This window comes from Azospirillum oryzae (assembly GCF_008364795.1).
Classification (GTDB): Bacteria; Pseudomonadota; Alphaproteobacteria; order Azospirillales; family Azospirillaceae; genus Azospirillum; species Azospirillum oryzae.
Genome location: NZ_VTTM01000002.1, coordinates 544783 through 571298 on the forward strand (window position 1 = coordinate 544783; position 26516 = coordinate 571298).

Annotated in this window: 31 protein-coding genes and 2 tRNA genes; 20 read left to right on the forward strand and 13 right to left on the reverse strand. The window is 67.7% G+C overall.

Translation table 11 applies throughout. The annotated features are described in order from the left end of the window. Positions 1–21: 21 nt before the first annotated feature. From FZ938_RS08580 to FZ938_RS08605, 6 genes are all read right to left on the reverse strand, one after another. Positions 22–603 carry an invasion associated locus B family protein gene (locus tag FZ938_RS08580; protein WP_149198130.1) on the reverse strand — a complete coding sequence of 194 codons (582 nt, stop codon included), beginning with the start codon at positions 601–603 and terminating at the stop codon, positions 22–24. Positions 604–610: 7 nt separating this feature from the next. Next, the gene (gene aroC, locus FZ938_RS08585; RefSeq protein WP_149198131.1) at positions 611–1690 is read right to left on the reverse strand and encodes a chorismate synthase; all 1080 of its coding nucleotides are present in this window, start codon (positions 1688–1690) and stop codon (positions 611–613) included. A gap of 167 nt (positions 1691–1857) precedes the next feature. Continuing rightward, a tRNA-Thr gene (locus tag FZ938_RS08590) sits at positions 1858–1932 on the reverse strand. 36 nt (positions 1933–1968) lie between these two features. Continuing rightward, positions 1969–2043: transfer RNA gene (locus FZ938_RS08595), tRNA-Thr, on the reverse strand. Between the two features lie 161 nt (positions 2044–2204). After that, positions 2205–4139 (reverse strand): polysaccharide biosynthesis protein, encoded by a 1935-nt coding sequence (locus FZ938_RS08600; RefSeq protein WP_149198132.1) that lies wholly within the window; start codon positions 4137–4139, stop codon positions 2205–2207. A 63-nt stretch (positions 4140–4202) separates the two neighbouring features. Continuing rightward, on the reverse strand, positions 4203–5147 hold the full coding sequence (locus FZ938_RS08605; RefSeq protein ID WP_149198133.1) for a UDP-glucose 4-epimerase family protein: 945 nt from the start codon (positions 5145–5147) through the stop codon (positions 4203–4205). 172 nt (positions 5148–5319) lie between these two features. On the opposite strand from FZ938_RS08605, the gene FZ938_RS08610 reads away from it, so the two are divergent. After that, positions 5320–6369 carry a glycosyltransferase family 2 protein gene (locus FZ938_RS08610; RefSeq protein ID WP_149198134.1) on the forward strand — a complete coding sequence of 350 codons (1050 nt, stop codon included), beginning with the start codon at positions 5320–5322 and terminating at the stop codon, positions 6367–6369. On the opposite strand, the gene FZ938_RS08615 is transcribed toward FZ938_RS08610, so the two are convergent. Genes FZ938_RS08615 through FZ938_RS08625 form a run of 3 tightly spaced genes read right to left on the reverse strand, consistent with a single transcriptional unit; the run spans position 6331 to position 9197 of the window. Continuing rightward, a complete protein-coding gene (locus FZ938_RS08615; protein ID WP_149198135.1) occupies positions 6331–7170 on the reverse strand; it encodes a glycosyltransferase family 2 protein in 840 nt (279 codons plus the stop codon). The genes FZ938_RS08610 and FZ938_RS08615 overlap by 39 nt on opposite strands. Before the next feature lie 5 nt (positions 7171–7175). After that, positions 7176–8180: an MraY family glycosyltransferase gene (locus FZ938_RS08620; protein ID WP_149198136.1), complete on the reverse strand. Its 1005-nt coding sequence runs from the start codon at positions 8178–8180 to the stop codon at positions 7176–7178. A gap of 33 nt (positions 8181–8213) precedes the next feature. Further along, entirely contained in the window at positions 8214–9197 is a 984-nt protein-coding gene (locus FZ938_RS08625; protein ID WP_149198137.1) for an SDR family NAD(P)-dependent oxidoreductase, read from the reverse strand. Positions 9198–9366: 169 nt separating this feature from the next. Between FZ938_RS08625 and FZ938_RS08630 the strand changes: the two genes are divergently transcribed. Continuing rightward, positions 9367–9705: a hypothetical protein gene (locus FZ938_RS08630; protein WP_149198138.1), complete on the forward strand. Its 339-nt coding sequence runs from the start codon at positions 9367–9369 to the stop codon at positions 9703–9705. 35 nt (positions 9706–9740) lie between these two features. Continuing rightward, on the forward strand, positions 9741–9887 hold the full coding sequence (locus FZ938_RS30480; protein WP_174757236.1) for a hypothetical protein: 147 nt from the start codon (positions 9741–9743) through the stop codon (positions 9885–9887). Between the two features lie 33 nt (positions 9888–9920). Here FZ938_RS30480 and FZ938_RS08635 read toward each other — a convergent pair whose 3' ends face one another. Beyond that, the gene (locus tag FZ938_RS08635; RefSeq protein WP_149198139.1) at positions 9921–10352 is read right to left on the reverse strand and encodes a GNAT family N-acetyltransferase; all 432 of its coding nucleotides are present in this window, start codon (positions 10350–10352) and stop codon (positions 9921–9923) included. Positions 10353–10515: 163 nt separating this feature from the next. On the opposite strand from FZ938_RS08635, the gene dcd reads away from it, so the two are divergent. From dcd to FZ938_RS08650, 3 genes are all read left to right on the forward strand, one after another. After that, positions 10516–11070, forward strand: coding sequence for a dCTP deaminase (dcd, locus tag FZ938_RS08640; protein ID WP_014248468.1), 555 nt, complete (start codon positions 10516–10518; stop codon positions 11068–11070). A 52-nt stretch (positions 11071–11122) separates the two neighbouring features. Continuing rightward, on the forward strand, positions 11123–12415 hold the full coding sequence (gene murA / locus FZ938_RS08645; protein ID WP_149198140.1) for a UDP-N-acetylglucosamine 1-carboxyvinyltransferase: 1293 nt from the start codon (positions 11123–11125) through the stop codon (positions 12413–12415). Between the two features lie 63 nt (positions 12416–12478). Next, positions 12479–12949, forward strand: a complete 471-nt coding sequence (locus FZ938_RS08650; RefSeq protein ID WP_149198141.1) for a DUF2948 family protein — start codon at positions 12479–12481, stop codon at positions 12947–12949. 28 nt (positions 12950–12977) lie between these two features. Here the strand turns inward: FZ938_RS08650 and FZ938_RS08655 are convergent, their stop codons facing one another. Next, positions 12978–13334: a hypothetical protein gene (locus FZ938_RS08655; RefSeq protein ID WP_149198142.1), complete on the reverse strand. Its 357-nt coding sequence runs from the start codon at positions 13332–13334 to the stop codon at positions 12978–12980. Between the two features lie 132 nt (positions 13335–13466). On the opposite strand from FZ938_RS08655, the gene FZ938_RS08660 reads away from it, so the two are divergent. Further along, positions 13467–14054, forward strand: a complete 588-nt coding sequence (locus tag FZ938_RS08660; RefSeq protein ID WP_149198143.1) for a type 1 glutamine amidotransferase domain-containing protein — start codon at positions 13467–13469, stop codon at positions 14052–14054. Positions 14055–14214: 160 nt separating this feature from the next. Here FZ938_RS08660 and FZ938_RS08665 read toward each other — a convergent pair whose 3' ends face one another. Next, the gene (locus tag FZ938_RS08665; RefSeq protein WP_085089987.1) at positions 14215–14883 is read right to left on the reverse strand and encodes a LuxR C-terminal-related transcriptional regulator; all 669 of its coding nucleotides are present in this window, start codon (positions 14881–14883) and stop codon (positions 14215–14217) included. Positions 14884–15340: 457 nt separating this feature from the next. Here FZ938_RS08665 and FZ938_RS30785 point away from each other — a divergent pair, with 457 nt between their 5' ends. The 13 genes from FZ938_RS30785 to FZ938_RS08730 all read left to right on the forward strand — a co-directional run bounded on the left by FZ938_RS30785 (position 15341) and on the right by FZ938_RS08730 (position 25480). Then, entirely contained in the window at positions 15341–15994 is a 654-nt protein-coding gene (locus FZ938_RS30785) for a LuxR C-terminal-related transcriptional regulator (RefSeq protein ID WP_246457758.1), read from the forward strand. A gap of 94 nt (positions 15995–16088) precedes the next feature. Beyond that, the gene (locus FZ938_RS08675) at positions 16089–16967 is read left to right on the forward strand and encodes an urease accessory protein UreD (protein WP_246457858.1); all 879 of its coding nucleotides are present in this window, start codon (positions 16089–16091) and stop codon (positions 16965–16967) included. A gap of 124 nt (positions 16968–17091) precedes the next feature. After that, the gene (locus FZ938_RS08680; protein ID WP_085089984.1) at positions 17092–17394 is read left to right on the forward strand and encodes an urease subunit gamma; all 303 of its coding nucleotides are present in this window, start codon (positions 17092–17094) and stop codon (positions 17392–17394) included. Between the two features lie 13 nt (positions 17395–17407). Continuing rightward, positions 17408–17713, forward strand: a complete 306-nt coding sequence (locus FZ938_RS08685) for an urease subunit beta (protein ID WP_109074033.1) — start codon at positions 17408–17410, stop codon at positions 17711–17713. A 25-nt stretch (positions 17714–17738) separates the two neighbouring features. Beyond that, on the forward strand, positions 17739–19448 hold the full coding sequence (gene ureC / locus FZ938_RS08690) for an urease subunit alpha (RefSeq protein ID WP_149198146.1): 1710 nt from the start codon (positions 17739–17741) through the stop codon (positions 19446–19448). Between the two features lie 145 nt (positions 19449–19593). Beyond that, positions 19594–20436, forward strand: a complete 843-nt coding sequence (gene murI / locus FZ938_RS08695) for a glutamate racemase (RefSeq protein WP_149198147.1) — start codon at positions 19594–19596, stop codon at positions 20434–20436. Then, a complete protein-coding gene (locus FZ938_RS08700; protein ID WP_149198148.1) occupies positions 20436–20918 on the forward strand; it encodes an urease accessory protein UreE in 483 nt (160 codons plus the stop codon). The genes murI and FZ938_RS08700 overlap by 1 nt, the downstream gene beginning before the upstream one ends. Then, positions 20902–21621, forward strand: a complete 720-nt coding sequence (locus FZ938_RS08705; RefSeq protein ID WP_246457759.1) for an urease accessory protein UreF — start codon at positions 20902–20904, stop codon at positions 21619–21621. The genes FZ938_RS08700 and FZ938_RS08705 overlap by 17 nt, the downstream gene beginning before the upstream one ends. Continuing rightward, the gene (gene ureG, locus FZ938_RS08710; RefSeq protein ID WP_085089978.1) at positions 21618–22262 is read left to right on the forward strand and encodes an urease accessory protein UreG; all 645 of its coding nucleotides are present in this window, start codon (positions 21618–21620) and stop codon (positions 22260–22262) included. Before FZ938_RS08705 ends, ureG begins: the two co-directional genes overlap by 4 nt. A 98-nt stretch (positions 22263–22360) precedes the next feature. Continuing rightward, on the forward strand, positions 22361–23263 hold the full coding sequence (locus FZ938_RS08715) for a PRC-barrel domain-containing protein (RefSeq protein ID WP_246457761.1): 903 nt from the start codon (positions 22361–22363) through the stop codon (positions 23261–23263). 60 nt (positions 23264–23323) lie between these two features. Next, the gene (locus tag FZ938_RS08720) at positions 23324–23776 is read left to right on the forward strand and encodes a YgaP family membrane protein (RefSeq protein ID WP_149198151.1); all 453 of its coding nucleotides are present in this window, start codon (positions 23324–23326) and stop codon (positions 23774–23776) included. A gap of 321 nt (positions 23777–24097) precedes the next feature. After that, positions 24098–24883 (forward strand): enoyl-ACP reductase FabI, encoded by a 786-nt coding sequence (fabI, locus tag FZ938_RS08725; protein ID WP_085089975.1) that lies wholly within the window; start codon positions 24098–24100, stop codon positions 24881–24883. A gap of 186 nt (positions 24884–25069) precedes the next feature. Beyond that, a complete protein-coding gene (locus FZ938_RS08730; protein WP_109074025.1) occupies positions 25070–25480 on the forward strand; it encodes a bacteriohemerythrin in 411 nt (136 codons plus the stop codon). A 24-nt stretch (positions 25481–25504) separates the two neighbouring features. Here the strand turns inward: FZ938_RS08730 and serB are convergent, their stop codons facing one another. Continuing rightward, on the reverse strand, positions 25505–26398 hold the full coding sequence (gene serB / locus FZ938_RS08735; protein WP_149198152.1) for a phosphoserine phosphatase SerB: 894 nt from the start codon (positions 26396–26398) through the stop codon (positions 25505–25507). Positions 26399–26516 lie beyond the last annotated feature (118 nt).

Here is a 26516-nt window from a genome sequence, read left to right on the forward strand (position 1 = left end):
ATGGAGTTCGCAATATAGGGATCAGTCCCCGTCGGGGCTCGTCGCCCACGGCCTGCCCGCCATCGCCCGGATGGCGTCGCTGCGTTCCAGCGCCTCGCGGAAGCCGGCGAGGGGGAAACGAACCTCCGTCTTCTCGCCGGCCGGCGACTGGCCGACGATGGAGACTTCCGGCGCCGGCGCCATCTTCTCCACCATGCGGCGGTTGATGTCGGGATCAGTCACGGCGCAGGTGTTGGTCTCGAACCGGTAGGGCTTGCAGGGAGAGTCGGGCTTGAACACCGCCCGGTCGGCCCAGACCCGCACCAGCTTGTCGAGGTCCAGCGATTCGGCATTCACGCGGAAGCGCAGCCCCTCGCGCCATTTGTCGGTCGAGCGCAGCCAGACCAGCCGGGCGGTGCGGTCGTTGGTGCCGCGGGCGGTCAGCTCGCACTCCACCTGCCGCGTGCCGGTCCAGAGCTGACAGTAGAGCTTCCAGGACTTGAACGTCTCGTCGAATTCCCGGAAGGGCTTGTCGTCAGCCGCGCTCGCTGCGGCGGCAGAGGCGATGACCGCCAGCATCGCCAGGGCGAGGATCAGGCGCTGTCCATGGCGACGGGCGGGCATGGGGTGGTCACTCCCGCCGTTCCGCCCGGCGCCGCAGCAAATGGTCGGCCAGCACGCAGGCCATCATCGCCTCGCCCACGGGAACGGCGCGGATGCCGACGCAGGGGTCGTGGCGGCCCTTGGTCAGGATGTCGGTGTCGTTGCCGGCGGTGTCGACCGTCTGGCGCGGCGTCAGGATCGAGCTGGTCGGCTTCACCGCGAAGCGCAAGACGATGTCCTGCCCGGTGGAGATGCCGCCCAGGATGCCGCCGGCATTGTTGGACAGGAACTGCGGCTGGCCGTCGGGACCCATGCGCATCTCGTCGGCGTTCAACTCGCCGGTCAGTTCCGCGGCGGCGAAGCCGTTGCCGATCTCAACGCCCTTCACCGCGTTGATGGTCATCATCGCGCAGGCGAGGTCGCTGTCCAGCTTGTCATAGAGCGGGTCGCCCAGCCCCACCGGCACGCCGGACGCCACCAGTTCCACCACGGCGCCGACGGAAGAGCCGCTCTTGCGGATGCCGTCGAGATACTCGGCCCATTGGGTGGCGGCGACCGGGTCGGGGCAGAAGAAGGGGTTGTTGTCGATCTCCGCCCAATCCCAGCGGCTGCGGTCGATCTTGTGCGGGCCGATCTGCACCAGGGCGCCGCGCACCTGGATGGCGGAGCCCAACACCTTGCGCGCCACCGCACCCGCGGCGACCCGACAGGCGGTTTCCCGCGCCGAGGAGCGTCCGCCGCCGCGGTAATCGCGGATGCCGTATTTCTGCCAGTAGGTGTAGTCGGCATGGCCGGGGCGGAATTTGCCGGCGATGTCGCTGTAGTCCTTGGACCGCTGGTCTGTGTTCTCGATCAGCAGCGAGATCGGCGTGCCGGTGGTCTTGCCTTCGAACACGCCAGACAGGATCTTCACCTGATCGGGTTCCTGGCGCTGGGTGGTGTAGCGCGACTGGCCGGGACGGCGCTTGTCCATCCAGGGCTGGATGTCGGTTTCCGCAACGAGGTCGATCAGCGACGGGCAGCCGTCCACGACGACGCCGATGGCCGGGCCGTGGCTCTCGCCCCAGGTGGTGAAGCGGAAAAGCGTGCCGAAGCTGTTGCCGGCCATGGTGACATCCTCCCGAAACGAACCCGCGCCTGTGATTTCACGCACTGTGAAATCGTGTACCAACTGTTCACGCTGTGTGAACTCGCGCGCGTTTCTTGCGGCCTTTCGGCGGCAAGGTCAAGGAAGCGATGAACCGATTTTTAAGGGGAGTTTTTAAAAGAGGAGGATGGTGCTGCCAGAGAGGATTGAACTCTCGACCTCTCCCTTACCAAGGGAGTGCTCTACCACTGAGCTACGGCAGCGCCAGATGCAGGCGCCTGATGACAAGATCGGAGGAATGGTGCTGCCAGAGAGGATTGAACTCTCGACCTCTCCCTTACCAAGGGAGTGCTCTACCACTGAGCTACGGCAGCCCCGATAACCGATCATCGCCGGGGCGATGCGTCCGGGTGAGGCGTCCAGGCTTGGCCGCCCCCCGAAGTGGCGCGGGTTATGCCACAGGCCTTTGGGGGATGCAAGCGCTTAAAATCACCCCTCGGCCTACTTTTTTTCACGCCCCGAACACGCGCCTGAATCACGCCTGCGTCGCGGCGGACGGCAGCACCGCCTCTGCGCGGAAATCGGGCACGACGGTGCCCAGGATCGACAGAACCCGCTCGCCGTCTCCTGCGCGCGCCGCCGCCTCCAACTCACCCACCGCGCGGTTGATCAGCGCATAGTCGATCAATCGGGGGGAGGCGAGGAAGACGCCGTCGGCCTCGGTGCGGCTCGGCGCCTCCGCCGCGGTCAGGATTTCCTCGAACAGCTTCTCGCCGGGGCGCAGGCCGGTATAGGCGATCTCGATGTCGACGCCCGGCCGGTAACCGGCCAGCCGGATCATCTGGCGGGCGAGGTCGGCGATCTTCACCGGCTCGCCCATGTCCAGAACCAGGATCTTGCCGCGGTCCTCGGCGCGGGTGGCGCCGTGGGCGGAGGCCTGCAGAACCAGTTCCACCGCCTCGCGCACCGTCATGAAATAGCGGCGCATGTCGGGGTGGGTGACGGTCAGCGGACCGCCCTTCGCCAGCTGGCGGGTGAACAGCGGCACGACAGAGCCGGAGGAGCCCAGCACGTTGCCGAAGCGCACGGTCATGTAGCGGGTGGCCTGTTCCGTCCCGTCGCGCGGCGGCAGCACGTCCAGCGCCTGGCAATAGGTCTCGGCGAAGCGCTTGGCCGCGCCCATCACGCTGGTCGGGCGGATCGCCTTGTCGGTGGAGATCAGCACCATGGCGAGGCAGCCGGCGGCGCGCGCGGCGTCCGCCACGTTGCGGGTGCCGATGACGTTGGTCAGCGCGCCTTCGCACGGGTTGGCCTCCACCAGCGGCACATGCTTCAGCGCCGCGGCGTGGAAGACCAGGGCCGGGTGCTCGTTCTGGAACAGGCGCATGATGCGGTCGCGGTCGCGCACGTCTGCGATCACCGCGCGGGTGTCGAGACCGGGGAACTTCTCCCGCACCTCCATTTCGATGCTGTAGAGGTTGAACTCCCCGGCATCGAGCAGGATCAGCCGTTCCGGCCCCAGCGTGGCGATCTGGCGGACCAGTTCGCTGCCGATGGTGCCGCCGGCGCCGGTGACGATCACCCGCCGCCCGCCGATCAGTCCGGAGATGGCGCCGCGGTCCAGCACCGCCTGCGGTCGGCCCAGCAAATCCTCCAGCGCGATCGGCCGCACCTCGACGCCCTTGCCTTCGCCGAGCGCCGACTTGAACTCGGTCAGGCTCGGCAGGCGCGACAGGACCAGCCCCAGCGCCTCCGCCCGGTCGAGCAGGCTGCGCAGGGTCGATCCCTTCAACTCGGCATCGCCCTTGGTGACGATCAGCCGCTGCGGCCGCTCTCCCTTGCGGTCCAGCGCCTGGACCACCTGCTCCAGATCGTCCGGGCCGCCCAGGACCGGCACGCCGCGCACGGCATGACCGATGCGCCGGCCCTTGTCGTCCAGGATGCCGACGACGCGATAGGCCGACTGACCCGGCTGGTCGAGCGAGCGGATGAACAGCTCCGCCGCGTCGCCGACGCCCAGCAACAGGACGGGGATGCGCGGCACGCCCTCCACCGCCTCTGCCCAGCTGAAGCGGCGGTCCTTCATGAAGCGGTAGGCGAAACGCGGCCCGCCGAGCAGAAGCATCTGCACCAGCCACAGAATCGGCGGCAGGGAGCGCGGCAGCAGCTCCGCGCGCGTCAGCAGGAACATCGCCAGGACGAAGCACAGCACCGCCACCGTGACGGCGCGCACCACCTGCATCAGGTCGGGGATGGAGGCGTAGCGCCAGATGCCGCGGTACAGCCCGAACAGCACGAAGACGGCTGCCGAAATGCCGACCAACGTCGGCAGCGCGATGACCAGCGCATCGAAATACAAACCGAAGGCGGAACCGCCCACCCGCAGGTACAGGGCAACGACCAGGGCAACCCCGGTCATCACCAGATCGTGCAGGAAAACCAGGGATGCCCGTGCGGACGGGATACGCATGCCGCTAAACCTTGTTCTTTCGTTCGGCAGCTGGAGCCAGCGATGGCGGATCCAGCCCGGTAATCAGCCGCGGGAAGCTTTGAACCATTCCGCAGTGGCGCGCAACCCGGACGCAAGGTCATGGGGCGGGCGCCAGCCGAGCCTTTTACGGATGGGTCCGTCATCGACCGTCAGCGTGCCGGCCAGTCGGTCGAACACCGCGCGCGTGCCGGTCAGCGCCGCCGCCAGCGCCATCAGGCCGCGCGGCACCGGGACCAGCCGCGCCGGCCGGCCCAGCGCCGCGGCGATGGCGCGCACCAGATCGGCGGTCGAAACCGGTTCGCCATCCTGGACCAGGAAGGTCCCGCCGGCGGCGTGGGCATGCTCCAGCACCGTCACCACCGCGTCGGCGAGGTTGCCGACATAGATCAGGCTGCGCCGGTTGTGGATGCCGCCGAGCGGCAGCGGCAGGCCGGTCGCCACCAGCTTCACCAGCGCCCGCATGTTGCCGGCGGCGCCGGGTCCGTAGACCAGCGGCGGGCGGATCACCGCCACCTCCATGCCGGTGCGGGCGGAGATTTCGGCGAGCGCCTGCTCGGCCTCCAGCTTGGAGATGCCATAGGGGCTGTGCGGGTCGGGCGGCGCTTCGGCGTCCAGCGGGGTGGGGCGGCTTTCGTCCACCATCGCCTTGATGCTGCTGAGGAAGACGAAACGCTTGACTCCGGCCGCTGCCGCCTGCTCCGCCAGCCGGACGGTGCCGGCGGTGTTGACGCGGCGGAACTCCGCCAGCGGGTCGGCGGCCTTGTCGCGTATCACATGGACGCGGGCCGCCATGTGGATCACTGCATCGACGCCCTCCAGCGCCGCGGTCCAGTCGGTGTCGGGACCGATGTCGCCGACCGCCGCCGGTTCCCACGGCCCTTCCCTGGTGGTGCGCAGGGCGGCCCGCACCCGGTGTCCGCGGGCGGCCAGCAGCGGGACGGTGTGGCGGCCGACGAAGCCGGTGGCGCCGGTCAGGAGAACGCGCATGGGCAGGAATGTCCGTGCTGGTATCGTATCATGGACTGAACCATGCCTTAGTATCCGGTTTGGCCGGGTGACGCCACGGCGCAAAGTCCCAGAACCCTTTTCCGGCTTTCGGTTGGTGGTGGGAATGGCTATAAGCTGAATAGGGACGCGTGGATAAGGACGCTACCAAGACATGTCACACATTGTGGACGGTGCAAATGATCGGCACAGCCGGATCATCATCGTCAGCTTTAACTGCGCCGAGTTCGTCAATCGCGTCATTGGCTGTCTGCTCGACCAGACCGACCCTGCCTTCGAGGTGGTGATCGTCGACAATGCGTCGAAGGACGTCGACGGGATCGCCTTGCCCGCCGATCCGCGGTTCCGCATGGTCCGCCTGGACAGCAATGTCGGTTTCGCCAAGGCCAACAACATCGGCGCCGCCGGTGCCACCGTCCCCTGGATCGTCACGCTGAATCCCGACGCCTTCCCGCGCCGCGACTGGATGGAGCGGCTGCAGGCCGCCGCCCATGCGCAGCCCGACGTGGCGATGTTCGGCTCGACCCAGCTGTTTTCGCACGACCCCCGCATGATCGATGGCGAGGGCGACCAGTATTCCATTTTCGGCTTTGCCTGGCGGGTCAATTACCGCCGCATGCTGAAGCCGCCCTATTACAGCGGCGAAGTCTTCTCGCCCTGCGCCGCCGCCGCAATGTACCGTCGCGACTATTTCGAAGCGGTCGGCGGCTTTGACGAGGATTTCTTCTGCTATTGCGAGGATGTCGACCTCGGCTTCCGCATCCGCCTCGGCGGCGGCCCGGCGGTGCAGGTCGGCGACGCGGTGGTGGAACATGTCAGCAGCGGCGTGTCCAAGCAGTACGGCACTTTCGCCCAGTATCACGGCGTCCGCAATCTGGTGTGGACGATGGTGAAGAACATGCCGCTGCCGCTGCTGCCGCTGGCCTTCGCTGGCCATGCGCTGCTGGTGGTTTATCTGGTGTTCCGCAGCCTGGGCAGCGATCGCACCGGCGCCATCGGCCGCGGCATCCGCGACGCGCTGTGCGGGCTGCCGCGCATGATGGCCAAACGCCGCGTCATCCAGCGTGACCGCAAGGCGACGCTGGGGCAGGTCGCCCGCATGATCGCCTGGAACCCGCTGTTGCTGAAGACCCGCGGCCGGCCGGGGCTGCGGAAGTCGCACAGTTCAGACCAGCCGCCATCCGTGGGTATTGAAAAAGCGTAGGGCGGAACGGGCGAACATGCGGATATGCGCGCTGCCCTTGCGCGCCGCCTTGCCGCCGAAATGCACCATGCGCACGTCCGGCACGTAGGCGATCTCGCCCAGCGCCATCGCCCGGCGCGACAGGTCGAAATCTTCGAAATACAGGAAGTACCCGTCGTCGAAGCCGCCCAGCCGGGTCAGCGCGTCGCGCCGGAACAGCATGAAGGCGCCGCTGACCTGCTCCAGCCCGGTGACGACGGAGTCGCCGGTGACGTCGCGCATCTCGTAGCGGTTCAGCCGCTTTGCGAACAGCCGCTTGACGGAGGCCGGAGCGAAAGCGCGCAGACCCAAATCAAGCACGGTCGGCCGCCGCTTGCACAGGAACTCCTGCTCCCCCGACGGGCCGAACACCTTGGGCGTCAGCAGCACGGTGCGCGGGTGCGCCTCCATATAGCGCCAGCCGGCCAGCAGCGCGTCCGGCTCCAGCAGGATGTCGTAGTTCAGGATCAGGTGGTATGGCGCGTCGCCCCGGCGGATCGCCAGATTGTGCCCTGCGCCGTAGCCGACATTGCCATGTCCGGCAATCAGCGTCACCGGCGGCCGGCCGGCCTCGGCATAGCGGTCCAAAAGCGGCCGGAACGGGTTTGACGCCGCGTCGCTACCCTCCGGTGCGCCATTGTCGATGATCCACAGCCGGGTCTGCACCCCGGCTGCTTCCGCCAGCCGGTCGGCGGCGGCACCTATGGTGTCGAGCGAGCGGGTCAGCAACTCCGGATCGGGGTGGTAGAGGACGACGGAGAGGTCGAGGAAGGCTGTGGTCATCGGAATCAGGCTTTCGACATGCGCGTCAGCGTCGCCAGCAGCAGCGCGACGGTGACGGCGCCGGGCACGAGCGTCCAGGCGCCGAAGCTTCCGGCGGCCAGCGCCGCGACGACGAGGACGAGGCTGTAACCGATGATGGTCAGGACCACGCGGTCGTGCCGGCCCGCACCCTTGGCGGCTTTCTGATAGAAATGCTCGCGGTGGGCCTGCCAGATCTTCTCGCCGCGCAGCAGCCGGCGCAGCAGCGTGATGGTGGCGTCGGTCAGGTAATAGGCGGGCAGGATCAGCGCCGCCGCCCAGTCGCCGCGCGCCGCCAGCGAGGCCAGCAGGAAGGCCAGGATATGGCCGAGCGGGATGCTGCCGACGTCGCCCATGAACATGCGGGCCGGCCGCCAGTTGTGGGTCAGGAACCCCGCCGCCGCTCCGGCCAGCGCCGCCCCGGCGACTCCGGTCAGCCCGAAATCGCCCATCACCAGCGAAACCAGCGCCACGCCGCCGCCGATCAGGATGGTCTCGCTGCCGGCCAGCCCGTCGATCCCGTCCATGAAATTATAGAGGTTGACGAACCACAGCCACAGGAAGGCCGTCGCCGCCCGGTCCAGGCCCCAGGGCAGCCAGCCTTGCCACACCATCTGGTCGGACGGCAGCGCCAGCAGCCCGAAGGCCACCGCCAGCGCCTGCACCGCCAGCCGCAGCAGCGGCGACAGGGTGCGCCGGTCGTCCATCCACGACACCCCCATCAGCGCCAGCGTGCCCAGCAGCACCGCCCCGGTTTCCAGCGGCCGGCCGAAGGCGATCCCGGCGATGGCGAAGACCGGCACCACCGTCAGCATCACCGCCCAGCCGCCGCCGCGCGGGGTCGGCGCCTGATGGCTCGACCGCTCGTTCGGGATGTCCATGATGCTGCTGGCGAGCAGATAGCGCAGCACCCGCGTCGACAGGTACCAGCCGACGGCCAGACACAGCAGGAAGACGCCGATCAGCGCGGTCGAATAGGCGGTGGAGGTCATGGTGGCTCGGGTGGTGGAGGAGAAGGGGAAGGCTCAGAGCTTGTGATAGCCCTTGTACCACTCCACGAAGCGGGGCAGGCCGATCTCGATCGGGGTCTTCGGTTCGAAGCCCAGCACCTGGCGGCTCAGTTCGATGTCGGCGGCAGTCTCCTGCACGTCGCCTGCCTGCATCGGTTCCATCACCTTGACGGCCTCGCGGCCGAAAGCCTGCTCCAGCACGGTGATGAAGCGCATCAGCTCCTCGCACCGGTTGTTGCCGAGGTTGAACACGCGGTGCGGGGCGCCGGTCTCGGCATCCACCGGGGCAGGGCGCTCGAGGGCGGCCAGCACGCCGGCGACGATGTCGTCGATATAGGTGAAGTCGCGCTTCATCTTGCCGCCGTTGAAGACGCGGATCGGCCGGCCGGCGGTGATGGCGTCGGCGAACAGCCAGGTCGCCATGTCCGGGCGGCTCCACGGGCCATAGACCGTGAAGAAGCGCAGCCCCGTCATCGGAGTCTGGTAGAGATGGCTGTAGGTGAAGGCCAGCATCTCCGCCGCCTTCTTGGTGGCGGCATAGACCGACACCGGGCTGTCCACCCGGTCCTCCACCGAGAACGGCATCTTGCGGTTCGCGCCATAGACCGAGGAGGTCGAGGCATAGACGAAATGCTTGAGACCCGACATGCGCCGCGCCGCCTCAAGCAGCGTCACCTGACCGGTGACGTTGGCATCGACATAGGCGTAGGGGTTCTCGATAGAGTAGCGAACGCCCGGCTGCGCCGCCAGATGGACCACGCCCGTCACGTCGCCGAACTGCGGCCAGAGCCCCTCCACCGTCGCGCGGTCGGAGATGTCGGCCCTGATGAAGCGGAAGCCGGACCGGCCCGTCAGCCGGGCGAGCCGCGCCTCCTTCAGCGCCACCGCGTAATAGTCGTTCAGGTTGTCGAGGCCGAGCACGCTCTCCCCGCGGTCCAGCAGAGCCGCCGCGACATGCGATCCGATGAAGCCGGCGGCCCCTGTGACGAGGATGGTCATGGTCCGACACCTTGATATGACGATGGTCCGACGGTCTTATGCCCCAGCGGCGACCGGGGCGCCAGCCTGCATCCGCGACCATCCCGTGACCGGTTCGCATGCTTGACAGCCGATCCGCCCTGCCGGTCTACTGCGCGACCGCGACACACCAGGACCGATGAGACCATCGATGCCCCCGAAGAAGAATCCGCTGAACCTGAACCCGCTGCAGCTGCGCACCCTGACCCTTCTGCAGGAGATCGCCCGACTGGAGAACGCCCCGGCCGAGGATGAGGAGGGAGGCTTCCAGATCACTTCGCTGCCCCATGCCCACGGCAACCACTTCCACCTCGGTCATGCCGTGGTCGCCGCCAAGGACGCCACCGGCCTGCAGAACGACGCCGTCTGGACCATCCTGGAGCGCAAGGGCATCGTGAAGCGCACCCCCGGCGCGGCGATCCTGACCGCCACCGGCGTCGCTTACGAGACCGGCCTGCGCGACCAGATCCTGCATCATTCCGACCACTGACACCCGCCTGTGAGGCTGGTTGCGGAGCCGCGCCGATGGACGACACCGCCGAGACGATGGACACCCCGCCGGCACCGGTGAAGCCGAAGCCGGCGGTATCGGCCCGCGACGAACGCCTCGCCGCCCGCCTGCGCGAGAACCTGCGCAAGCGCAAGGAACAGGCGCGGCAGCGGGGGGAATAGCCCCTCTCCCGACCAGGGAGAGGGCACTCTCGTTCAGGCCAACTCCTTTCTGAACCAGATCTGCTTGTGCCCCGGCGGATAGCCCTCCATCTCCGCCCACACCTGATAACCCTGCTTCGGGTAGAAGCCCGGCGCCTGGAAGTCGTAGGTGTAGAGCCGCGACCAGCGGCAGCCGCGGGTCTTGGCCTCTGCCTCCGCCTCGGCCAGCAGGCGGCCGCCGAGACCGCTGCCGCGGGTGGAGTCGTCCACCCACAGCAGGTCGACATACAGCCAGTCCCAGTTGGTGTAGCCGACCAGCCCGCCCTTCAGCGTGCCGTCCGCGTCGCGGGCGACCGCCACAAGGTCGCGGCGGTCGTAGGGGCGGCCGAGCGACGCCTCGTTGTAGGCGCGCAGGCCGTCGAAGACGCCGGCCAGATCGGCCGGGGCGGGGGTGTCCGTCACGGACAGGATGAAGTTCTGTGTCATGCGGCGAAGCTTAGCCGCGACCGCGCGGAAGACCAGCGCCGTGATAAAGAACCGTCCATGCGCCACAAGCGGCCCGGCTTTTCTTGAGCCTCGCCGCGCGCTCGGCTACAAACCAGCCTCACCACCCCTCCACCCAATCGATACGCCAAGGAGTACCCCCGCGATGGGCATCATGCCGGACAGCTGGATCCGCGAGATGGCCGAGACCAAGGGCATGATCGAGCCCTTCGTCGAGACCCAGAAGCGCGAAGGCGTGATTTCCTACGGCGTGTCGTCCTACGGCTACGACGCCCGGGTCGCCGACGAGTTCAAGATCTTCACCAACGTCGACAACGCCATCGTCGACCCGAAGCGTTTCGACGATTCGAGCTTCGTCGATCGCAAGACCGACGTCTGCATCATCCCGCCGAACAGCTTCGCGCTGGCCCGCACGGTGGAATATTTCCGCATCCCGCGCGACGTTCTGGTCATCTGCCTGGGCAAGAGCACCTATGCCCGCTGCGGCCTGATCGTGAACGTCACCCCGCTGGAGCCGGAGTGGGAAGGCCACGTCACGCTGGAGATCTCCAACACCACCCCGCTGCCCGCCAAGGTCTATGCGAACGAGGGGCTGTGCCAGTTCCTGTTCCTGAAGGGCGACAGCGTGTGCGAGGTGTCCTACGCCGACAAGTCCGGCAAATACATGGGGCAGAAGGGCGTCACGCTGCCCCGGCTCTGAGCACTCCTATCTGATCGCTCCTCAAAAGCGTATCCGCGAAAGAAACAGGTCCATGGACAAGATCCGCATCCGCGGCGGCCGCCCGCTGAACGGCTCCATCACCGTTGGTGGCGCCAAGAACGCCGCCCTGCCGCTGATGACGGCGTCGCTGCTCACCGACGAGACGCTGACGCTGACCAACCTGCCGATCCTGGCCGACATCAACACGCTGTGCAACCTGCTGTTGCAGCATGGCGTGGCGATCCATATGGCGGGGGCCGGCGGCGATTGCGCCGGTCGCGCCGTGGACTTCACCGCGCGCGACGTCACCAACACCACCGCTCCCTACGATCTGGTCCGCAAGATGCGCGCCAGCGTGCTGGTGCTGGGTCCGCTGCTGGCCCGCTGCGGCGAGGCCAAGGTGTCGCTGCCCGGCGGCTGCGCCATCGGCGCCCGTCCGGTGGACCTGCACATCAAGGGTCTGGAGGCGATGGGCGCCGACATCCGCATCGATGCCGGCTATATCGTCGCCAAGGCCCCGGCCGGCGGTCTACGCGGTGCGGAATACGTCTTCCCCAAGGTGTCGGTCGGGGCGACCGAGAACCTGCTGATGGCCGCCACGCTGGCCAAGGGCACCACCATCCTGGTCAACGCCGCGCGCGAGCCGGAGGTGACCGACCTCGCCGAATGCCTGGTCAAGATGGGGGCGAAGATCACCGGCATCGGCAGCGACCGGCTGGTGATCGAGGGTGTCGACCGCCTGCACGGCGCCCGCCACATGGTGGTGGCCGACCGCATCGAGACCGGCACCTACGCGATGGCCGCGGCGATCACCGGCGGCCGTCTTGACATCATGAACACCCGTCTCGATTTGATCAAAGCGGCGGTCAAGGCGCTGGCTCCGGCCGGCGTCGCCTTCGAGGAGATCGAGAACGGGATCCGCGTGTCGCGCGCGAACGGCGAACTGCACGGCGTCGATGTGATGACCGAGCCGTTCCCGGGCTTCCCCACCGACCTTCAGGCCCAGATGATGGCCCTGATGTGCACGGCGAAGGGCGCGGCGATGATCACGGAAACGATCTTCGAGAACCGCTTCATGCACGCGCCGGAACTGACGCGCATGGGCGCGCGGATCACGGTCCACGGCTCGTCGGCCCTGGTGCGCGGTGTGGAGCGGCTGACCGGTGCGCCCGTGATGGCGACGGACCTGCGCGCTTCGGTGTCGCTGGTGCTCGCCGGGCTGGCGGCGGAGGGGGAGACGATGGTCAACCGCGTCTACCACCTCGACCGCGGCTATGAGCGGGTGGAGGAGAAACTGGCCGCCTGCGGTGCGGAGATCGAACGCATCCACGGCGGCGACGAGTAAGCGGCGGGGGCACCCCTCCGCCATCCCCATAAGGTTGGCCATTCCCGAGAGGTGCCCACGACCATGACGGCCTCAGCCATGACCCCGATCCGCCTGCGTGCCGAAGACGAGGAGGACCTGAAGGTCGTCTCCGCCTGCCTGCAGGACGCCATCCTTCCGGTCGGCGACATGTGCTTCCAGCCTGACGACAAGCGGTTCGTCATGGTCGTCAACCGCTTCCGCTGGGAAGCCGCCGACCGCCCGCGTCCCGGCCCCGCCGCCGACGACGACGATCTGGCTCCCTACGAGCGGGTCCATTGCGGCGTGCGGGTCGATGGGGTGACCGGCGCCAAGCTGCGCGGCTTCGATCTGAAGGACCGCGGCCGGATTCTGGAATTGCTGTCGATGGAGACGATGGAGGGCGGGATCGCCCTGCATTTCGCCGGTGGCGGCTGCATACGCCTGGACGGGGAGTCCTGGCGTATGGTGGTGGAGGATCTGGGCGAACCCTGGCCCACCGGCTGCAAACCCTGCCACCCCGACGAACCGGCCTGATCAGTCGTATGGCGCGCGGGGCGCCGGTTCAGCGCTCCGCGACCTGGGTGTCGTTGTGAATGCGGCGGATCACGTCCTCCGCGGTCTTCTTATAGGTGACGGTGTCCACGTCCTCGCCCGGCGACAGTTGCGAGCGGCGGACGGTGAAGAAGCGGTGACCGACATCCAGCATGCCGCTGGCCTCGACCAGGATGCTGGTGTCCTTGCCGTCGGCGCTCGGCGAAACGGAAACGATCTGGCCCAGTTCCTCGCCGAGCAGACCGGTCACTTCGAGCCCGACAAGATCGTCGCCGGCGCGCGGATCGGCGGCCTGTACCGACTCGATGTGGGCGAATGGCAGGGTCGTCGCCAGCGCAAGGCCGGCCAACAGGGTCTGGAACCTCATGATTCGGGCTCCCTTCGCTAATGTGTGTCTCGTATGTCACAATCAACATGGGAATTGCGGGACAGTTCCCAGGGAACCATGCAGGGGTAATCCGGTTGCTGCGGCATGACCAACAGCGAAGGAGACCCGTCCATGGCCCGGAACCTCAATGCCCAGAACCTCAATGGAAAGACCGTGGCTGTTCTCGCCACCGACGGCTTCGAACAGGTGGAACTGACCGAGCCGGTGAAGGCCCTGCGCGCTGCCGGTGCCGCCGTGCATGTGGTCTCGCCGAAAAGCGGGCAGATCCAGGGCTGGAATCACCATGACCGCGGCGATAAGGTCGATGTCGACGTAACGCTCGACCAAGCCGATGCCGGCCGGTACGACGCGCTGATGCTGCCGGGTGGCGTGATGAATCCGGACAGCCTGCGGCTGGAGCCAAAGGCGATCGAGTTCGTGAAGAGCTTCGTGAATTCGGATCGTCCCATTGCCGCTATTTGTCACGGCCCCTGGACGCTGATCGACGCCGGCGGCGTCCGCGGCAAGCGGATGACCTCCTGGCCGTCGCTGCAGACCGACCTGCGCAACGCGGGTGCGACCTGGGTCGACGAGCAGGTGGTGACCGACCATGGTCTGGTCACCTCGCGCAAGCCCGACGACATTCCGGCCTTCTGCCGCAAGATGATCGAAGAGTTCTGCGAAGGCCGCCACGCCGGCCATCGCCACGCGGCGGAGTAGGGGGGTAGGATTTTTGCGGCGTTAGACCCCCACCTAACCTCCCCCACTGGGTGGGGGAGGGACTGCCGCCGCTCTCCCGCATCAGCACTCGCTCCCTCCCCCGCCCAGCGGGGGAGGGTTGAGGTGGGGGTATCGAAGCCCGCGCCTACACAAATTACCCCTACGCCGACACCAGCGGCGAAAGCCCGTTCTGGATCGCCCAAACCGCCGCCTGCGTGCGGTTCTGCGCGTTGATCTTCCGCATCACGTTCTTGAAATGCATCTTCACGGTCGATTCCGTGATGTGCAGGTTGCGCGCGATGGCCTTGTTCGATTGGCCGGCCAACAGGCAGCGCAGGATCTGAACCTCGCGCTTCGACAGGTCGCCGCTGGGCGGCATGGCGATCGGCGTCGGGCTGTGCTGCGGGCGCTCGTTGGCGGCGGCCATCAGCAGGCCGGCGACGTGGGTCGGATAGACCACCTCGCCCAGCATCACCAGACGCAGCGAGCGCAGCAGGCTCTCGCTCGACATGCTCTTGTTTAGATAGGCGTCGGCGCCCGCCTTCAGCGACTGGGACAGGCTGCGGTCGGCGATGGTGTCGGCCAGCACCGCGATCCGGGCCGATGTGCCGTCGCGCAGGCGCCGGATGCCGGCGATCTCCTCCGGCATGCCGTCCTGGAGCGCCAGCACGATCAGGTCGGGCTCCTCGCCGTCGGCAATGAGGTCGAGCGCGTCGTCGGCGCTGGCCGCGTGGGCGCTGACCCGGAAGGGGCCGCCGCCGATCAACGTTGCCAAAGCCGCCGAAAACAGCCGGTCATGGTCGACCAGCATCACATTCCATGTCGTCATCGATCATCCTCCGCTGGGCCACCCATATCACCGGGCGGCGGCGATCCCCCCTTTTTGTCCGCGCCTGAAGGATCAGGCCAAGGACCGGACCGCTCGATCCGGCCCACGCAGACTCCGAACATAGAAAATTAGAACAATATTGTTCGGAACAGCGGGCTTTACGCTTCATGCCGGGATGATTTATACGGTTCATTAACCAACGGCGCAAGGTGAGAACAGGAAAGTCACAGGCAATAGATCAGATTTGGCAGGAAATTGAACGCAGAGCCGTTCATTCGATATTTAGGGGTAGCTGCGCCAAAGAGCGGCGCGAATGAACCGCTTTTCCGTTGGGGCTTTTTGGTGTTCTTGGCCCTACTGAGAAGCGGTCCGCTGAGAATAAGGGGACACGATGGAGTTCGAGCTTCAAGCGCGCGATGGTTCGCGTAGCGCGGGCAATCCCACGCGGATTTTTCTGGTGGTCGACGAGCAGCCGATGGTGCGCCATGGCTTCGCTCTGTCCATCGGCGAAATCTGCCCTGGGACGCGCGTGCTGGAGGCCGGGTCGTTGGATGAAGCGCTGAACATCGGCCGCCAGACCCCCGAGTTGGCCCTGGTTCTGTACGACCCCGGACCGCAGCGCGCGGACGACGAGGACGCCGGCGGCGGCGCCATCGCTGGGCTGCGCCGGCTGAAGGAGACGCTGGGAGAGGTGCCGGTCCTGATCCTCACCAACTCCGACGAGGTTGCCGACATCGTCGACAGCGTCCGCATGGGAGCCCGCGGCTATGTGCTGAAAACCAGCCCGCCGGAGGTGCTGGAGCATGCCATTTCGCTGGCGCTCAGCGGCGACATCTTCCTGCCGTTGCCGCGCGCGGTGCTGAATGGGGCGCTGGCCGAGGGGCCGCGCGGCAACGACGACATCCTGGACCGCCTGACCGACCGCCAGCGCGACGTGTTCGAATTGCTGCTGGCCGGCCACTCCAACAAGGAGATCGCCCGCGGCCTGGGCGTGCTGGAAGGCACGGTGAAGGTGCATGTGCGCGCCATCATGCAGAAGCTGGGTGTGCGCAACCGCACCCAGGTCGCGGTGGTCGCCGCCCGCAACGGCTGTTTCAACGGCGAGGGCTGAGCGGGGCGGGGTGTTTGTCCGCATTGCCTGAACGGCCTCGCTTCCGGCAGACTGGCGCCCCTGTGATCCAGTGAGGAGCGGGCGCTTGGTTCAGGTGGCGGTGGCCGACAGGCCGGAAAATTCGGCGCGCGATTCAGGGTGCGGGGAAAAGAAGGTCGCGGTCCATGGTGCGGCGACCGTCCGGTTCGAACATCGCCACGGCGAGACCCGTCTGGCGACCCTCTACCACCACGACCCGCTGCGGGTGCTGATGCCGACGCCGCGCCGCGATGACCTGCCCATCGCGGTGCTCGCCACCACGTCTGGCGGGATGGTCGGCGGCGACCGTATGGACATCGCGCTGTCGGTCGGGCCGGGCGCCAGGGCGCTGGTCACCACCCAGGCGGCCGAGAAGGTCTATCGCTCCACCGGCGCGGACTGCCGCATCGACACCGCGCTGTCGGTGGAGGAGGGCGGCTGGCTGGAATGGATGCCGCAGGAAGCCATCGTCTTCGAAGGCTCCCGCCTGCGCCGCCTGACCCGCATCGACCTGTCGGGCGATGGCCGCGCCATCGCCGGGGAGATGCTGGTCTTCGGCCGCGCCGCCTTCGGCGAGACGGTCACCCGCGGCCTGATCCGCGACGCCTGGGAGGTCGCCCGCGACGGCCGCCTGATCTGGGCCGACGCCCTGCATCTGGACGACGACATTGCCGAGGCTCTGGCCCACCCCGCCGGCTTCGGTGGAGCCGCCGCCTGCGCCACCCTGCTGCACGCCGCCCCCGATGCCGCCCGGCATCTCGATGCCGTCCGCGCGCTGGTGGAGCCGCTTGAGGGTGCGCGCATCGGCGCCACGGCGCTGGATGGCCTGCTGATCGTCCGCATCCTCGGCGGCGACGCGCGCGCGGTGCGCCGGGCTTATGCCGCGCTGTGGTCGGGTTTGCGCAGTGAGGCCGCCGGCCTACCGACCCGCCTGCCGCGGCTGTGGGAGGTCTGAGGGCCACGTCCAGGCTCCAGCGTCAACTGTTTCAACCCCCTACGTCATACGACGCACTTGGCGCGCCGCGTCGGCGTGGCATAATCGCCGGCAACGAACAGGGTGGCGAAAGGGCAATCCCCCGATGAACCTGACAGGGCGCGAGAAGGACAAGCTGCTCGTCGCGATGGCGGCGATGGTGGCGCGGCGGCGGCTGGAACGCGGGGTCAAGCTGAACCATCCGGAGGCGGTCGCCCTCATCACCGACTATGTGGTGGAAGGCGCGCGCGACGGCCGCACGGTGGCCGAGTTGATGCGCGACGGCGCCACCGTGCTGACCCGCGATCAGGTGATGGACGGCGTGGCCGACATGATCCACGACATCCAGGTTGAAGCAACCTTCCCTGACGGCACCAAGCTCGTCACCGTCCACCAGCCGATCCGTTGAGGGGGACTGCCCGATGAAACCCGGTGAAATCTTCCCGGCGGCCGGCGAGATCGTGCTGAACGATGGCCGAGACACCGTCGAACTCGACGTCGCCAATGCCGGCGACCGCCCGATCCAGGTCGGCTCCCACTTCCATTTCTACGAGACCAACAGCGCGCTGACCTTTGACCGCGAGAAGGCACGCGGCTTCCGGCTCGACATTCCGGCCGGGACGGCGGTGCGTTTCGAGCCCGGCCAGACCCGGCGCGTGACGCTGGTCGCCTATGGCGGCGACCGGGTGGTGATCGGCTTCAACCGCATGGTCAACGGCGCCCTCTGACGGGCCGACAGGGAAGGGCGAGAACATGGCGCACCGCATCGACCGGGCCGAGTACGCGGCCCTCTACGGCCCGACCACCGGCGACCGCGTCCGGCTGGCCGACACCGACCTGATCGTCGAGGTCGAACGCGACCACACCGTCTATGGCGAAGAGGTGAAGTTCGGCGGCGGCAAGGTGATCCGCGACGGCATGGGTCAAAGCCAGCGCTCGCGTCACCAGGGGGCGGTCGACACCGTCATCACCAATGCCCTGATCATCGACCATTGGGGCATCGTCAAGGCCGACATCGGCATCACCGGCGGGCGGATCGCCGCCATCGGCAAGGCCGGCAATCCCGACATCCAGCCCGGCGTCGACATCATCATCGGCCCGGGCACCGAGGTGATCGCCGGCGAGGGCAAGATCGTCACCGCCGGCGGCATCGACGCCCACATCCACTTCATCTGCCCGCAGCAGGTGGACGAGGCGCTGAACAGCGGCGTCACCACCATGCTGGGCGGCGGCACCGGGCCGGCCGCCGGCACGTCCGCCACCACCTGCACGCCGGGTCCGTGGCATATGGAGCGGATGCTCCAGGCCGCCGAAGGTCTGCCGATCAATCTGGGCTTCTTCGGCAAGGGCAACACCAGCCGTCCCGACGCACTACTGGAACAGATCGCCGCCGGCGCCTGCGGCCTGAAGCTGCACGAGGATTGGGGCACCACGCCGGACGCCATCGACACCTGCCTGACCGTCGCCGACCAACTGGACGTCCAGGTGGCGATCCACACCGACACGCTGAACGAATCGGGCTTCGTCGAGGACACCATCGCTGCGTTCAAGGGCCGCACCATCCACACCTTCCACACCGAAGGGGCGGGCGGCGGCCATGCGCCGGACATCATCCGGGTGGCCAGCCTCGCCAACGTGCTGCCCAGCTCGACCAATCCGACGCGGCCCTTCACCATCAACACGGTGGACGAGCATCTCGACATGCTGATGGTGTGCCACCACCTCAGCCCGCGCATTCCCGAGGACGTCGCCTTCGCCGAAAGCCGCATCCGGCGCGAGACCATCGCGGCGGAGGACATCCTGCACGACCTGGGCGTCTTCTCCATGATCTCGTCCGACAGCCAGGCGATGGGCCGGCTGGGCGAGGTGGTGATCCGCACCTGGCAGACCGCCCACAAGATGAAGCTCCAGCGCGGCCGGCTGCCGCAGGAGACCGGCGACAACGACAATTTCCGGGTCAAGCGCTACATCGCCAAATACACCATCAACCCGGCGCTGTCGCACGGCATCGGCCATGTCGTCGGCTCGGTGGAGGTCGGCAAGCTGGCCGATCTGGTGGTGTGGTCGCCGGCCTTCTTCGGCGTGAAGCCGGACATGGTCATCAAGTGCGGCACCATCGCCGCCGCGCTGATGGGCGATCCCAACGCCTCGATCCCGACGCCGCAGCCGGTGCATTACCGCCCGATGTTCGGCGCCTTCGGCCGGGCGATGCAGGCCAGCAGCGTGACCTTCGTCAGCGCCAAGGCGCTGGAGCTGGAGGTCGGCCGCCAACTTGGCCTGCACCGCGAGCTGATCGCCGTCCAGGGCACCCGCACCGTCGGCAAGAAGGACATGATCCACAACGACGCCACTCCGCACATCGAGGTGGACCCGGAAACCTACGAGGTGCGGGCGGATGGGCAACTGCTGACCTGCGAACCGGCCGACGTCCTGCCGATGGCGCAGCGGTATTTCCTGTTCTGAGGCGTTTTTTCTTCCCCTCCCCCGCCCAGCGGGGGAGGGTTAGGGTGGGGGCATGTGGCGTGGGCTGTTTTCGGCTCCGCCGAACCCCCTCATCCCAACCTTCTCCCCAGGGGGGAGAAGGGGCTATCGGTAGGGTTCAGATACGTTGATCGGTGTATTCGATTCAGGACATGGCGGATTGACGGTGTTGCGCGCCCTGGTGGACGCGGCACCCGACCGGCCGTTCGTCTATCTCGGCGACCATGCCGCCGCTCCCTACGGTCCGCGCAGCGAGGACAACATCTACCGGCTGACCATCGCCGGGATGGATCGGCTGTTCGCCCAGGGCTGCCGGCTGATCGTCATCGCCTGCAACACCGCAGCCGCGGTGGCGCTGCGCCGTCTGCAGCAGGAATGGCTGCCGTCGGCCCATCCCGGCCGCAACGTGCTGGGCGTTCTGGTGCCGATGGTGGAGGCGATCACCCGCGTTCCGTGGATGATCGACACCGTTCCGCCCGACCATCTGGCCGAGCCGCGCAGCGTCGGCATCTTCGCCACGGCGGCGACGGTCAATTCCGGCTCCTTCCCGCGGGAGATCGGCAAGCGCGCGCCGTCGGTCCGCGTCGTGCAGCAGGCCTGTCCCGACCTCGTGCCGCTGATCGAGCGCGGCGCGTCGGATGACGAGATCGAACCGGCGGTCGCCGGCTATGTCCGCGTCCTGCTGGACAAGATGGGCAGCCAGCCGCTGGACACGGTGGTGCTGGGCTGCACCCATTATCCGCTGGTCCGTCACCTGTTCGCCCGCGCGCTGCCGCCGGGGGTGGAGGTGCTGTGCCAGCCGACGCTGACCGCGCGCTCGCTGGAGCAGTATCTCGACCGCCACCCCGAATACCGGCCGGATCCTGCGGAACGGGGCCTGCGCTTCTTCACCACCGGGGACGCGGCGCTGGTCAGCGAACTGGCCGGCCGCTTCTTCGGCCACCCGACCCCCTTCGAACGGCTTCGCTGATGACCGATCCCACCCGCCGCGCAACCCGGGTCCATGCCCGTGGCCACTGGTCCGCCGAGCAGGCGGCCGGCACCGTGACGCTCGCCTTCGACGACCGGTTCCGCCGCCGTATGGCGATGACCGACGATGCCGGCGGCGCCTTCCTGCTCGACCTGCCGCGGGCGGTGGCGCTGGACGACGGCGACGGGCTGGAACTGATAGACGGCAGTTTCCTGCGCGTGGTCGCCGCGCCTGAGGAACTGATGGAGGTCCGGGTGCCCGGCCCGGTGGAGGCCTTTGCCCGTGTCGCCTGGCATCTCGGCAACCGCCACCTGCCGGTGCAGATCGTCGACGACACCATCCGCCTGCGCCGCGACCATGTGATCGAGGACATGTTGCGCGGGCTGGGGGCCGAGGTGCGCGACGTGACGGCACCCTTCATGCCCGAAGGCGGCGCCTATGGCGGGCATTCGCATGGCGGCGGGCATGGGCATTCGCACTGAGGTCGATCATAGCGTCTCCACCCACGCCCTGACGCGCCTGCTGGCGTGGCTGTCGCCCAGCTTTCCGGTCGGCGGCTTCTCCTACAGCCATGGCATCGAGGCGGCGGTGGAGCAGGAACTGGTGCGGGACCGGGCGACGATGATCGTCTGGCTCGACGGCATCCTGCGCCACGGCGCCGGGCGGACCGACGGCATGCTGTTCGCCGCCGCCCATCGCGCGGTGCGGGCGGGTGACGAGGCCGGCTTCGCCTGGGCGGTGGAGCGGGCCGACATCCTGCGCGCCTCCGCCGAAACCGCGCTCGAATCGCGGGCGCAGGGGCAGGCCTTCCTTCTGGCGATCCGCGCCGCATGGCCGCTCGACGAGTTGCCGCGCTGGGATGCGGTGATCGCCTCTACCGGCCGGCCGGTCGCCTACGCGGTGGCGGTGGCGCTGGTGTCGGCGTTGATCGGTGTGGCGGAGGGGCCGGCGCTGACCGCCTATCTGCACGCCTTCGCCGCCAACCTCGTTTCGGCCGGCGTCCGGCTGGTGCCGCTGGGCCAGACCGACGGACAACGGGCGCTGGCGGCGCTCGACCCTATCACGCATGGCGCGGCGGAGGCGGCGCTGGCCGCCCCGCTGGACGATCTCGGCGGCCGGGCGATGGCCGTCGACTGGACCTCGATGATCCACGAAACCCAATATACGAGGCTGTTCCGCTCATGAGCGCTCTCCCCGCTATCGAAAAGAGCCACGCCGGTCCGCTTCGCGTCGGCATCGGCGGCCCCGTCGGCTCCGGCAAGACCGCTCTGACCGACGCGTTGTGCAAGCGCATGCGCGACGATTGGGAGGTCGCGGCGATCACCAACGACATCTACACCAAGGAGGACGCGGAATTCCTCACCCGCTCCGGCGCGCTGAAGCCGGAACGGATCATGGGGGTGGAGACCGGGGGCTGCCCGCACACCGCGATCCGCGAGGACGCCTCGATCAACCTCGCCGCCGTCGACCAGATGAACGCGAAGTTCCCCGATCTCGACCTGATCTTCATCGAATCGGGCGGCGACAACCTTGCGGCGACCTTTTCGCCGGAACTGGCCGACATCACCATCTACGTCATCGACGTGTCGGCCGGCGACAAGATCCCGCGCAAGGGCGGGCCGGGCATCACCCGCTCGGACCTGCTGGTCATCAACAAGACCGATCTCGCCCCGATGGTCGGCGCCAGCCTGGAGGTGATGGACCGCGACGCCCGCAAGATGCGCGGCGACCGCCCCTTCGTCTTCACCAACGTCAAGGCGGGCGAGGGGCTGGACGCCATCCAGTCCTTCATCGTCCAGCGCGGTGGCCTGCCCCTGCCGGGCTGATCCCCCTCCACAACTGGAAGAAGATTCGCGTTCGGGAACCTCCGGCTTGACCATGCTGTTCATACTGCATGAGACGATTCAAGCCGGAGGATGCCCCGATGATGCGCCCGACCCCCAGTAGGACCTTGGGCACGGCCCTGCTGCTGGCCGCACTGGGACCCTTGACCATCGCCGCGCCCGCGCTGGCGGCCGACGACTGCGCGGCGGGGCTCGACCGGCTGGGACAGCAGGCGGCCGCACTCGAAGCCGCCGGACCCGGCAACCCCGCTCCGGTGACCCAGCAGGAAACCGCACAGCTCCGCGCCCTGCAGCAGGCGGCACAGGCCGCCGCCCAGAAGGGCAACGCGCCCGCTTGTCAGGCCATCCTGGGCGAGGCGGCGGCCCTGCAGGACTCCATCGCCCACCCCCGCGCGATCGCCGCCGACGAGCTTGAGGACGCCAAGCTGCGCAGCCCGGACGGCAAGGATCTCGGCAGTGTGTCCGAACTGATCATCGATCCCGCCAGCGGCCGGGTCGCCTATGCGGTGGTCGAGCTGGGCGGCTTCCTCGGCATCGGCGACAGCCATTTCCCGGTGCCGTGGGCGCTGTTCTCCCCATCGGGCAATGGTTATGTCCTGAACGTGCCGAAGGACAAGCTGACCAACGCCCCGCGCTTCGACGAGAAGAACCGTCCGAACATGAACGACCGCCAATGGGCGATGGCGGTGCACACCTACTACGGCGTGGCGCCCTACTGGATGCGCGATTCAGCGACGCTGGCCGCCATCGCCGGATCGGCGGGTGGCGGCGATGCCTCGGCCGGTCCGTTGCGGCAGGAGGTGCAGCGCCTGTCGCAGGAGGTGGCACGTCTGAACCGCGAACTGCAGCAGGCCCGCGGCGCCGCCGGTTCCAGCGGCCAGGAGGGAAGCAGCCAGGGCGGTGCGTCCCAATCGGCGCCGGGGTCCTCTTCCGGGACGCCGTCCGGGAACGGCACCCCCCAGCCGCCGGTTTCCCAACAGTGACGCGATAACGATCCGATGGCGGACGATCCCCGACCGGGACCCGCATTCAGGAGGACCGACATGGAACTCTCTTCCATCACCGAAACGGCCCAGCGCAACCTGCGCGGCCTCAACGACCGCATCCAGGGGTCCAATTGGGCGCCCGGCGGCGGCTACAGCATCAATGTCGGGCATACCGAGCGGCTGGCGTCGCTGGCCGGCGGCGTGCTGCTGGCGGCCCTGGGTCTGCGCCGCCCCAACTGGACCGGGGCCGCCATGGCGCTTGCCGGCGGCGCGCTGGTGGCGCGCGGCTTGACCGGCTATTGCCCCGGCAAGGCGATGCTGTCCGACTGGACGCACAACGACCGTGCGGCCATTCCGTCGCAGGACGTGAACGAGGGCGTCAATCCCTACTCCCGCCATCCCGGCGACATCTATGGGGAGGCGTGCGATGAGGAGATCGTCGACGAGGCTTCGCAGGAATCCTTCCCGGCCAGCGATCCACCGTCCTTCTCGCCGGGTGTTGCCCGGTAAGGAGGCGGATCGCACAAGCGGTGTGACGCCATAACAGAAATGTCATCAAGAAACGGCCTGCCGGTCCTGTGCCGGCAGGCCGCTTTGATATGGATCAATGAAAGACTGAAACAGAAGCAATTCAGTTTTTACTGAACGCTCCACGAACAATGCTGCGCAATGATTGAAGCGCATGTGCGAAACGCGCCCATTGCACGTTGCGGCCCCCCTGCGATTGGGTTATGGTGCACTGCACAAGGAACGCCGCGTGATCTCACCCGGCGAAAGGCGGCCGGGGTTGCGGCCGCTCCCTCCCGTCCCATCGACCGCAGGACCGTCCGCATGACCACGATCATTCCCGCCGCCGCCACGCTCGAAGGCAAGAAGGGGCTCGTCCTTGGCATTGCCAACGACCAGTCGATCGCCTGGGGCTGCGCCCGTGCCTTCCGCGCCATGGGTGCCGACCTTGCGGTCAGCTATCTGAACGACAAGGCCAAGAAGTTCGTCGAGCCGCTGGCCCAGCAACTGGAGGCCGAGATCTTCGAACCGGTGGACGTCACCGGCGAAGGCCAGTTGAAGGCCATGTTCGACAAGATCGGCGAGAAGTGGGGCAAGCTCGACTTCGCGCTGCACAGCATCGCCTTCGCGCCGAAGGAAGACCTGCACGGCCGCGTCGTCGATTGCTCGCGCGAGGGCTTCCAGCAGGCGATGGACGTCTCCTGCCATTCCTTCATCCGCATGGCCAAGTATGCCGAGCCGCTGATGAAGGACGGCGGGTCGCTGTTCACCATGTCCTATTTCGGCGCCAACCGCGTCATCGACAATTACGGCGTCATGGGCCCCGTCAAGGCGGCGCTGGAGGCCAGCGTGCGCTATCTGGCGGCCGAACTGGGTCCGAAGGGCATCCGCGTCCACGCCATCTCGCCCGGCCCGATCAAGACCCGCGCCGCCTCCGGCATCGCCCATTTCGACGAGCTGATGAACAAGGCCGCCGAGCGCGCGCCCGAAGGCCGTCTGGTGACCATCGAGGAGGTCGGCTACACCACCGCCTTCCTCGCCACCGACGGCGCCAAGGGCATCACCGGCGACACCACCTATGTCGATTGCGGGTATTCGATCGTCGGCTGAGGCTGATCGGCCATCGGTTGTGAAACGGGGCGGGTGCGGTGACGCATCCGCCCCGCTCATTTCCGGCTCGCTTCATACGGGTGCGTCAAATTGCCGTGTGACGCCGGCGGCTGTTTGGGTGGGCTGGTAACACCATTCATAATCCTCCCCCAACGGGGTGCCGGTTAGGGGGGAGGCCGCAAGGTCATGGGCGCCATCACATGGCGACGGCAGTTGAGCGTCGGGCAGCCGGCCATCGACGACGATCACAAACACCTGATCGAGTATCTGAACGAACTCGACGCCGCGCTGGCCGCTCCGCGGTTCCAGCCGGTTCGCGTCGCCAAGATTCTGATCAAACTTCTGGAATACACCAAGGAGCATTTCGCCCGCGAAGAGCGGATCATGCAGATCGTGCATTACCCGAAATTCGACGAGCATGTCGCCATGCACCGCGCCGCGGTCCAGAAGGTCAGCGAGCTGTCGAACCAGTTCTCCAACGAACCCACCCACGAGAACGCCGAGAAACTCTATAAGTTCACCGCCGACTGGCTGGTCCGCCACATCATCCTGACGGACACGCAGCTGACGCCGTACGTTCGTGGCGTGTGGGCGTGAGGCGTTAGAGGGACGGCAGGCGCCTTACGCCACGAACTCCGTCGCCCGGTAGCCCTGGGCGTAGAGCAGGGCGGTCAGGTCGCCATGGTCGACGCGGGCGCGGGCCTCGGCGGCGACCACCGCCTTGGCGTGGAAGGCGACGCCCAGGCCGGCGGCCAGCAGCATCGGCAAATCGTTTGCGCCGTCGCCGACCGCCATGGTCTCCGCCATCGGCACGCGGTGCTCGCCGGCATAGGCCATCAGCGCCTGCAACTTGCTGTCCTTGTCAAGGATCGGCTCGATCACCTTGCCGGTCATCACGCCGTCGATCACTTCCAGCTCGTTGCCGCGGTCGTCGTCGAAGCCGATCCAACTGCGCACCCGGCCGGTGAAGCAGCGGAAGCCGCCCGACACCAGGACGCAGGCGGCGCCGTTGGCGCGCATGGTGCCGACCAGTTGGGCGGCGCCCGGCATCAGGGTGGCGCGTTGCCACACCTCGTCGATCACCGTCTCCTTCAAGCCCTTCAGCAGGGCGACCCGCTCGCGCACCGCGTCCTTGAAATCGATCTCGCCGTTCATGGCGCGGGCGGTGATGTCGGCGATGTGGTCCTTCAGCCCGACATAGTCGCCCAACTCGTCCAGCATCTCCTGCTCGATGATCGTCGATTCCATGTCGGCGACCAGCAGCCGCTTGCGACGGGTGGCCGCCGGCTGTGCGACGATATCCACCGTGGCACCAGTCAGGGCATGGCGGATCGCCGCCTCCGCCTGCTCCGGCGCAAGGTTGCCGAATGGCAGGTCGCAGGCGGTGCCGGGAGCCAGCCAGTCGGGTGCGCCGGCATCCGCGCCCAAGCCCACCAGCGCCGCCTTGGCGGTCTGGACGGCAGCCTCGTCGAGCGTGGCGGTGCGGGGGGCGATCAGCGTGGCGACGGCGTTCATCGGCGGGTGTCCCGAGCAAAAGAGGGCCTTCGCGCGCTGCCTACCACAGGCGAGGGGTCCGGTCCAACGAAGCTTCGGCGTCTGCATGCGGTTGGGGCATGCGGATGGGTGTTGCAAA

Coding starts and splice junctions, on each gene's coding strand:
- FZ938_RS08580 (WP_149198130.1), bottom strand. CDS start 603: ATGCCCGCCCGTCGCCATGGACAGCGCCTGATCCTCGCCCTGGCGATG.
- aroC (WP_149198131.1), bottom strand. CDS start 1,690: ATGGCCGGCAACAGCTTCGGCACGCTTTTCCGCTTCACCACCTGGGGC.
- FZ938_RS08600 (WP_149198132.1), bottom strand. CDS start 4,139: ATGCGTATCCCGTCCGCACGGGCATCCCTGGTTTTCCTGCACGATCTG.
- FZ938_RS08605 (WP_149198133.1), bottom strand. CDS start 5,147: ATGCGCGTTCTCCTGACCGGCGCCACCGGCTTCGTCGGCCGCCACACC.
- FZ938_RS08610 (WP_149198134.1), top strand. CDS start 5,320: ATGTCACACATTGTGGACGGTGCAAATGATCGGCACAGCCGGATCATC.
- FZ938_RS08615 (WP_149198135.1), bottom strand. CDS start 7,170: ATGACCACAGCCTTCCTCGACCTCTCCGTCGTCCTCTACCACCCCGAT.
- FZ938_RS08620 (WP_149198136.1), bottom strand. CDS start 8,180: ATGACCTCCACCGCCTATTCGACCGCGCTGATCGGCGTCTTCCTGCTG.
- FZ938_RS08625 (WP_149198137.1), bottom strand. CDS start 9,197: ATGACCATCCTCGTCACAGGGGCCGCCGGCTTCATCGGATCGCATGTC.
- FZ938_RS08630 (WP_149198138.1), top strand. CDS start 9,367: ATGCCCCCGAAGAAGAATCCGCTGAACCTGAACCCGCTGCAGCTGCGC.
- FZ938_RS30480 (WP_174757236.1), top strand. CDS start 9,741: ATGGACGACACCGCCGAGACGATGGACACCCCGCCGGCACCGGTGAAG.
- FZ938_RS08635 (WP_149198139.1), bottom strand. CDS start 10,352: ATGACACAGAACTTCATCCTGTCCGTGACGGACACCCCCGCCCCGGCC.
- dcd (WP_014248468.1), top strand. CDS start 10,516: ATGGGCATCATGCCGGACAGCTGGATCCGCGAGATGGCCGAGACCAAG.
- murA (WP_149198140.1), top strand. CDS start 11,123: ATGGACAAGATCCGCATCCGCGGCGGCCGCCCGCTGAACGGCTCCATC.
- FZ938_RS08650 (WP_149198141.1), top strand. CDS start 12,479: ATGACGGCCTCAGCCATGACCCCGATCCGCCTGCGTGCCGAAGACGAG.
- FZ938_RS08655 (WP_149198142.1), bottom strand. CDS start 13,334: ATGAGGTTCCAGACCCTGTTGGCCGGCCTTGCGCTGGCGACGACCCTG.
- FZ938_RS08660 (WP_149198143.1), top strand. CDS start 13,467: ATGGCCCGGAACCTCAATGCCCAGAACCTCAATGGAAAGACCGTGGCT.
- FZ938_RS08665 (WP_085089987.1), bottom strand. CDS start 14,883: ATGACGACATGGAATGTGATGCTGGTCGACCATGACCGGCTGTTTTCG.
- FZ938_RS08680 (WP_085089984.1), top strand. CDS start 17,092: ATGAACCTGACAGGGCGCGAGAAGGACAAGCTGCTCGTCGCGATGGCG.
- FZ938_RS08685 (WP_109074033.1), top strand. CDS start 17,408: ATGAAACCCGGTGAAATCTTCCCGGCGGCCGGCGAGATCGTGCTGAAC.
- ureC (WP_149198146.1), top strand. CDS start 17,739: ATGGCGCACCGCATCGACCGGGCCGAGTACGCGGCCCTCTACGGCCCG.
- FZ938_RS08700 (WP_149198148.1), top strand. CDS start 20,436: ATGACCGATCCCACCCGCCGCGCAACCCGGGTCCATGCCCGTGGCCAC.
- FZ938_RS08705 (WP_246457759.1), top strand. CDS start 20,902: ATGGGCATTCGCACTGAGGTCGATCATAGCGTCTCCACCCACGCCCTG.
- ureG (WP_085089978.1), top strand. CDS start 21,618: ATGAGCGCTCTCCCCGCTATCGAAAAGAGCCACGCCGGTCCGCTTCGC.
- FZ938_RS08715 (WP_246457761.1), top strand. CDS start 22,361: ATGATGCGCCCGACCCCCAGTAGGACCTTGGGCACGGCCCTGCTGCTG.
- FZ938_RS08720 (WP_149198151.1), top strand. CDS start 23,324: ATGGAACTCTCTTCCATCACCGAAACGGCCCAGCGCAACCTGCGCGGC.
- fabI (WP_085089975.1), top strand. CDS start 24,098: ATGACCACGATCATTCCCGCCGCCGCCACGCTCGAAGGCAAGAAGGGG.
- FZ938_RS08730 (WP_109074025.1), top strand. CDS start 25,070: ATGGGCGCCATCACATGGCGACGGCAGTTGAGCGTCGGGCAGCCGGCC.
- serB (WP_149198152.1), bottom strand. CDS start 26,398: ATGAACGCCGTCGCCACGCTGATCGCCCCCCGCACCGCCACGCTCGAC.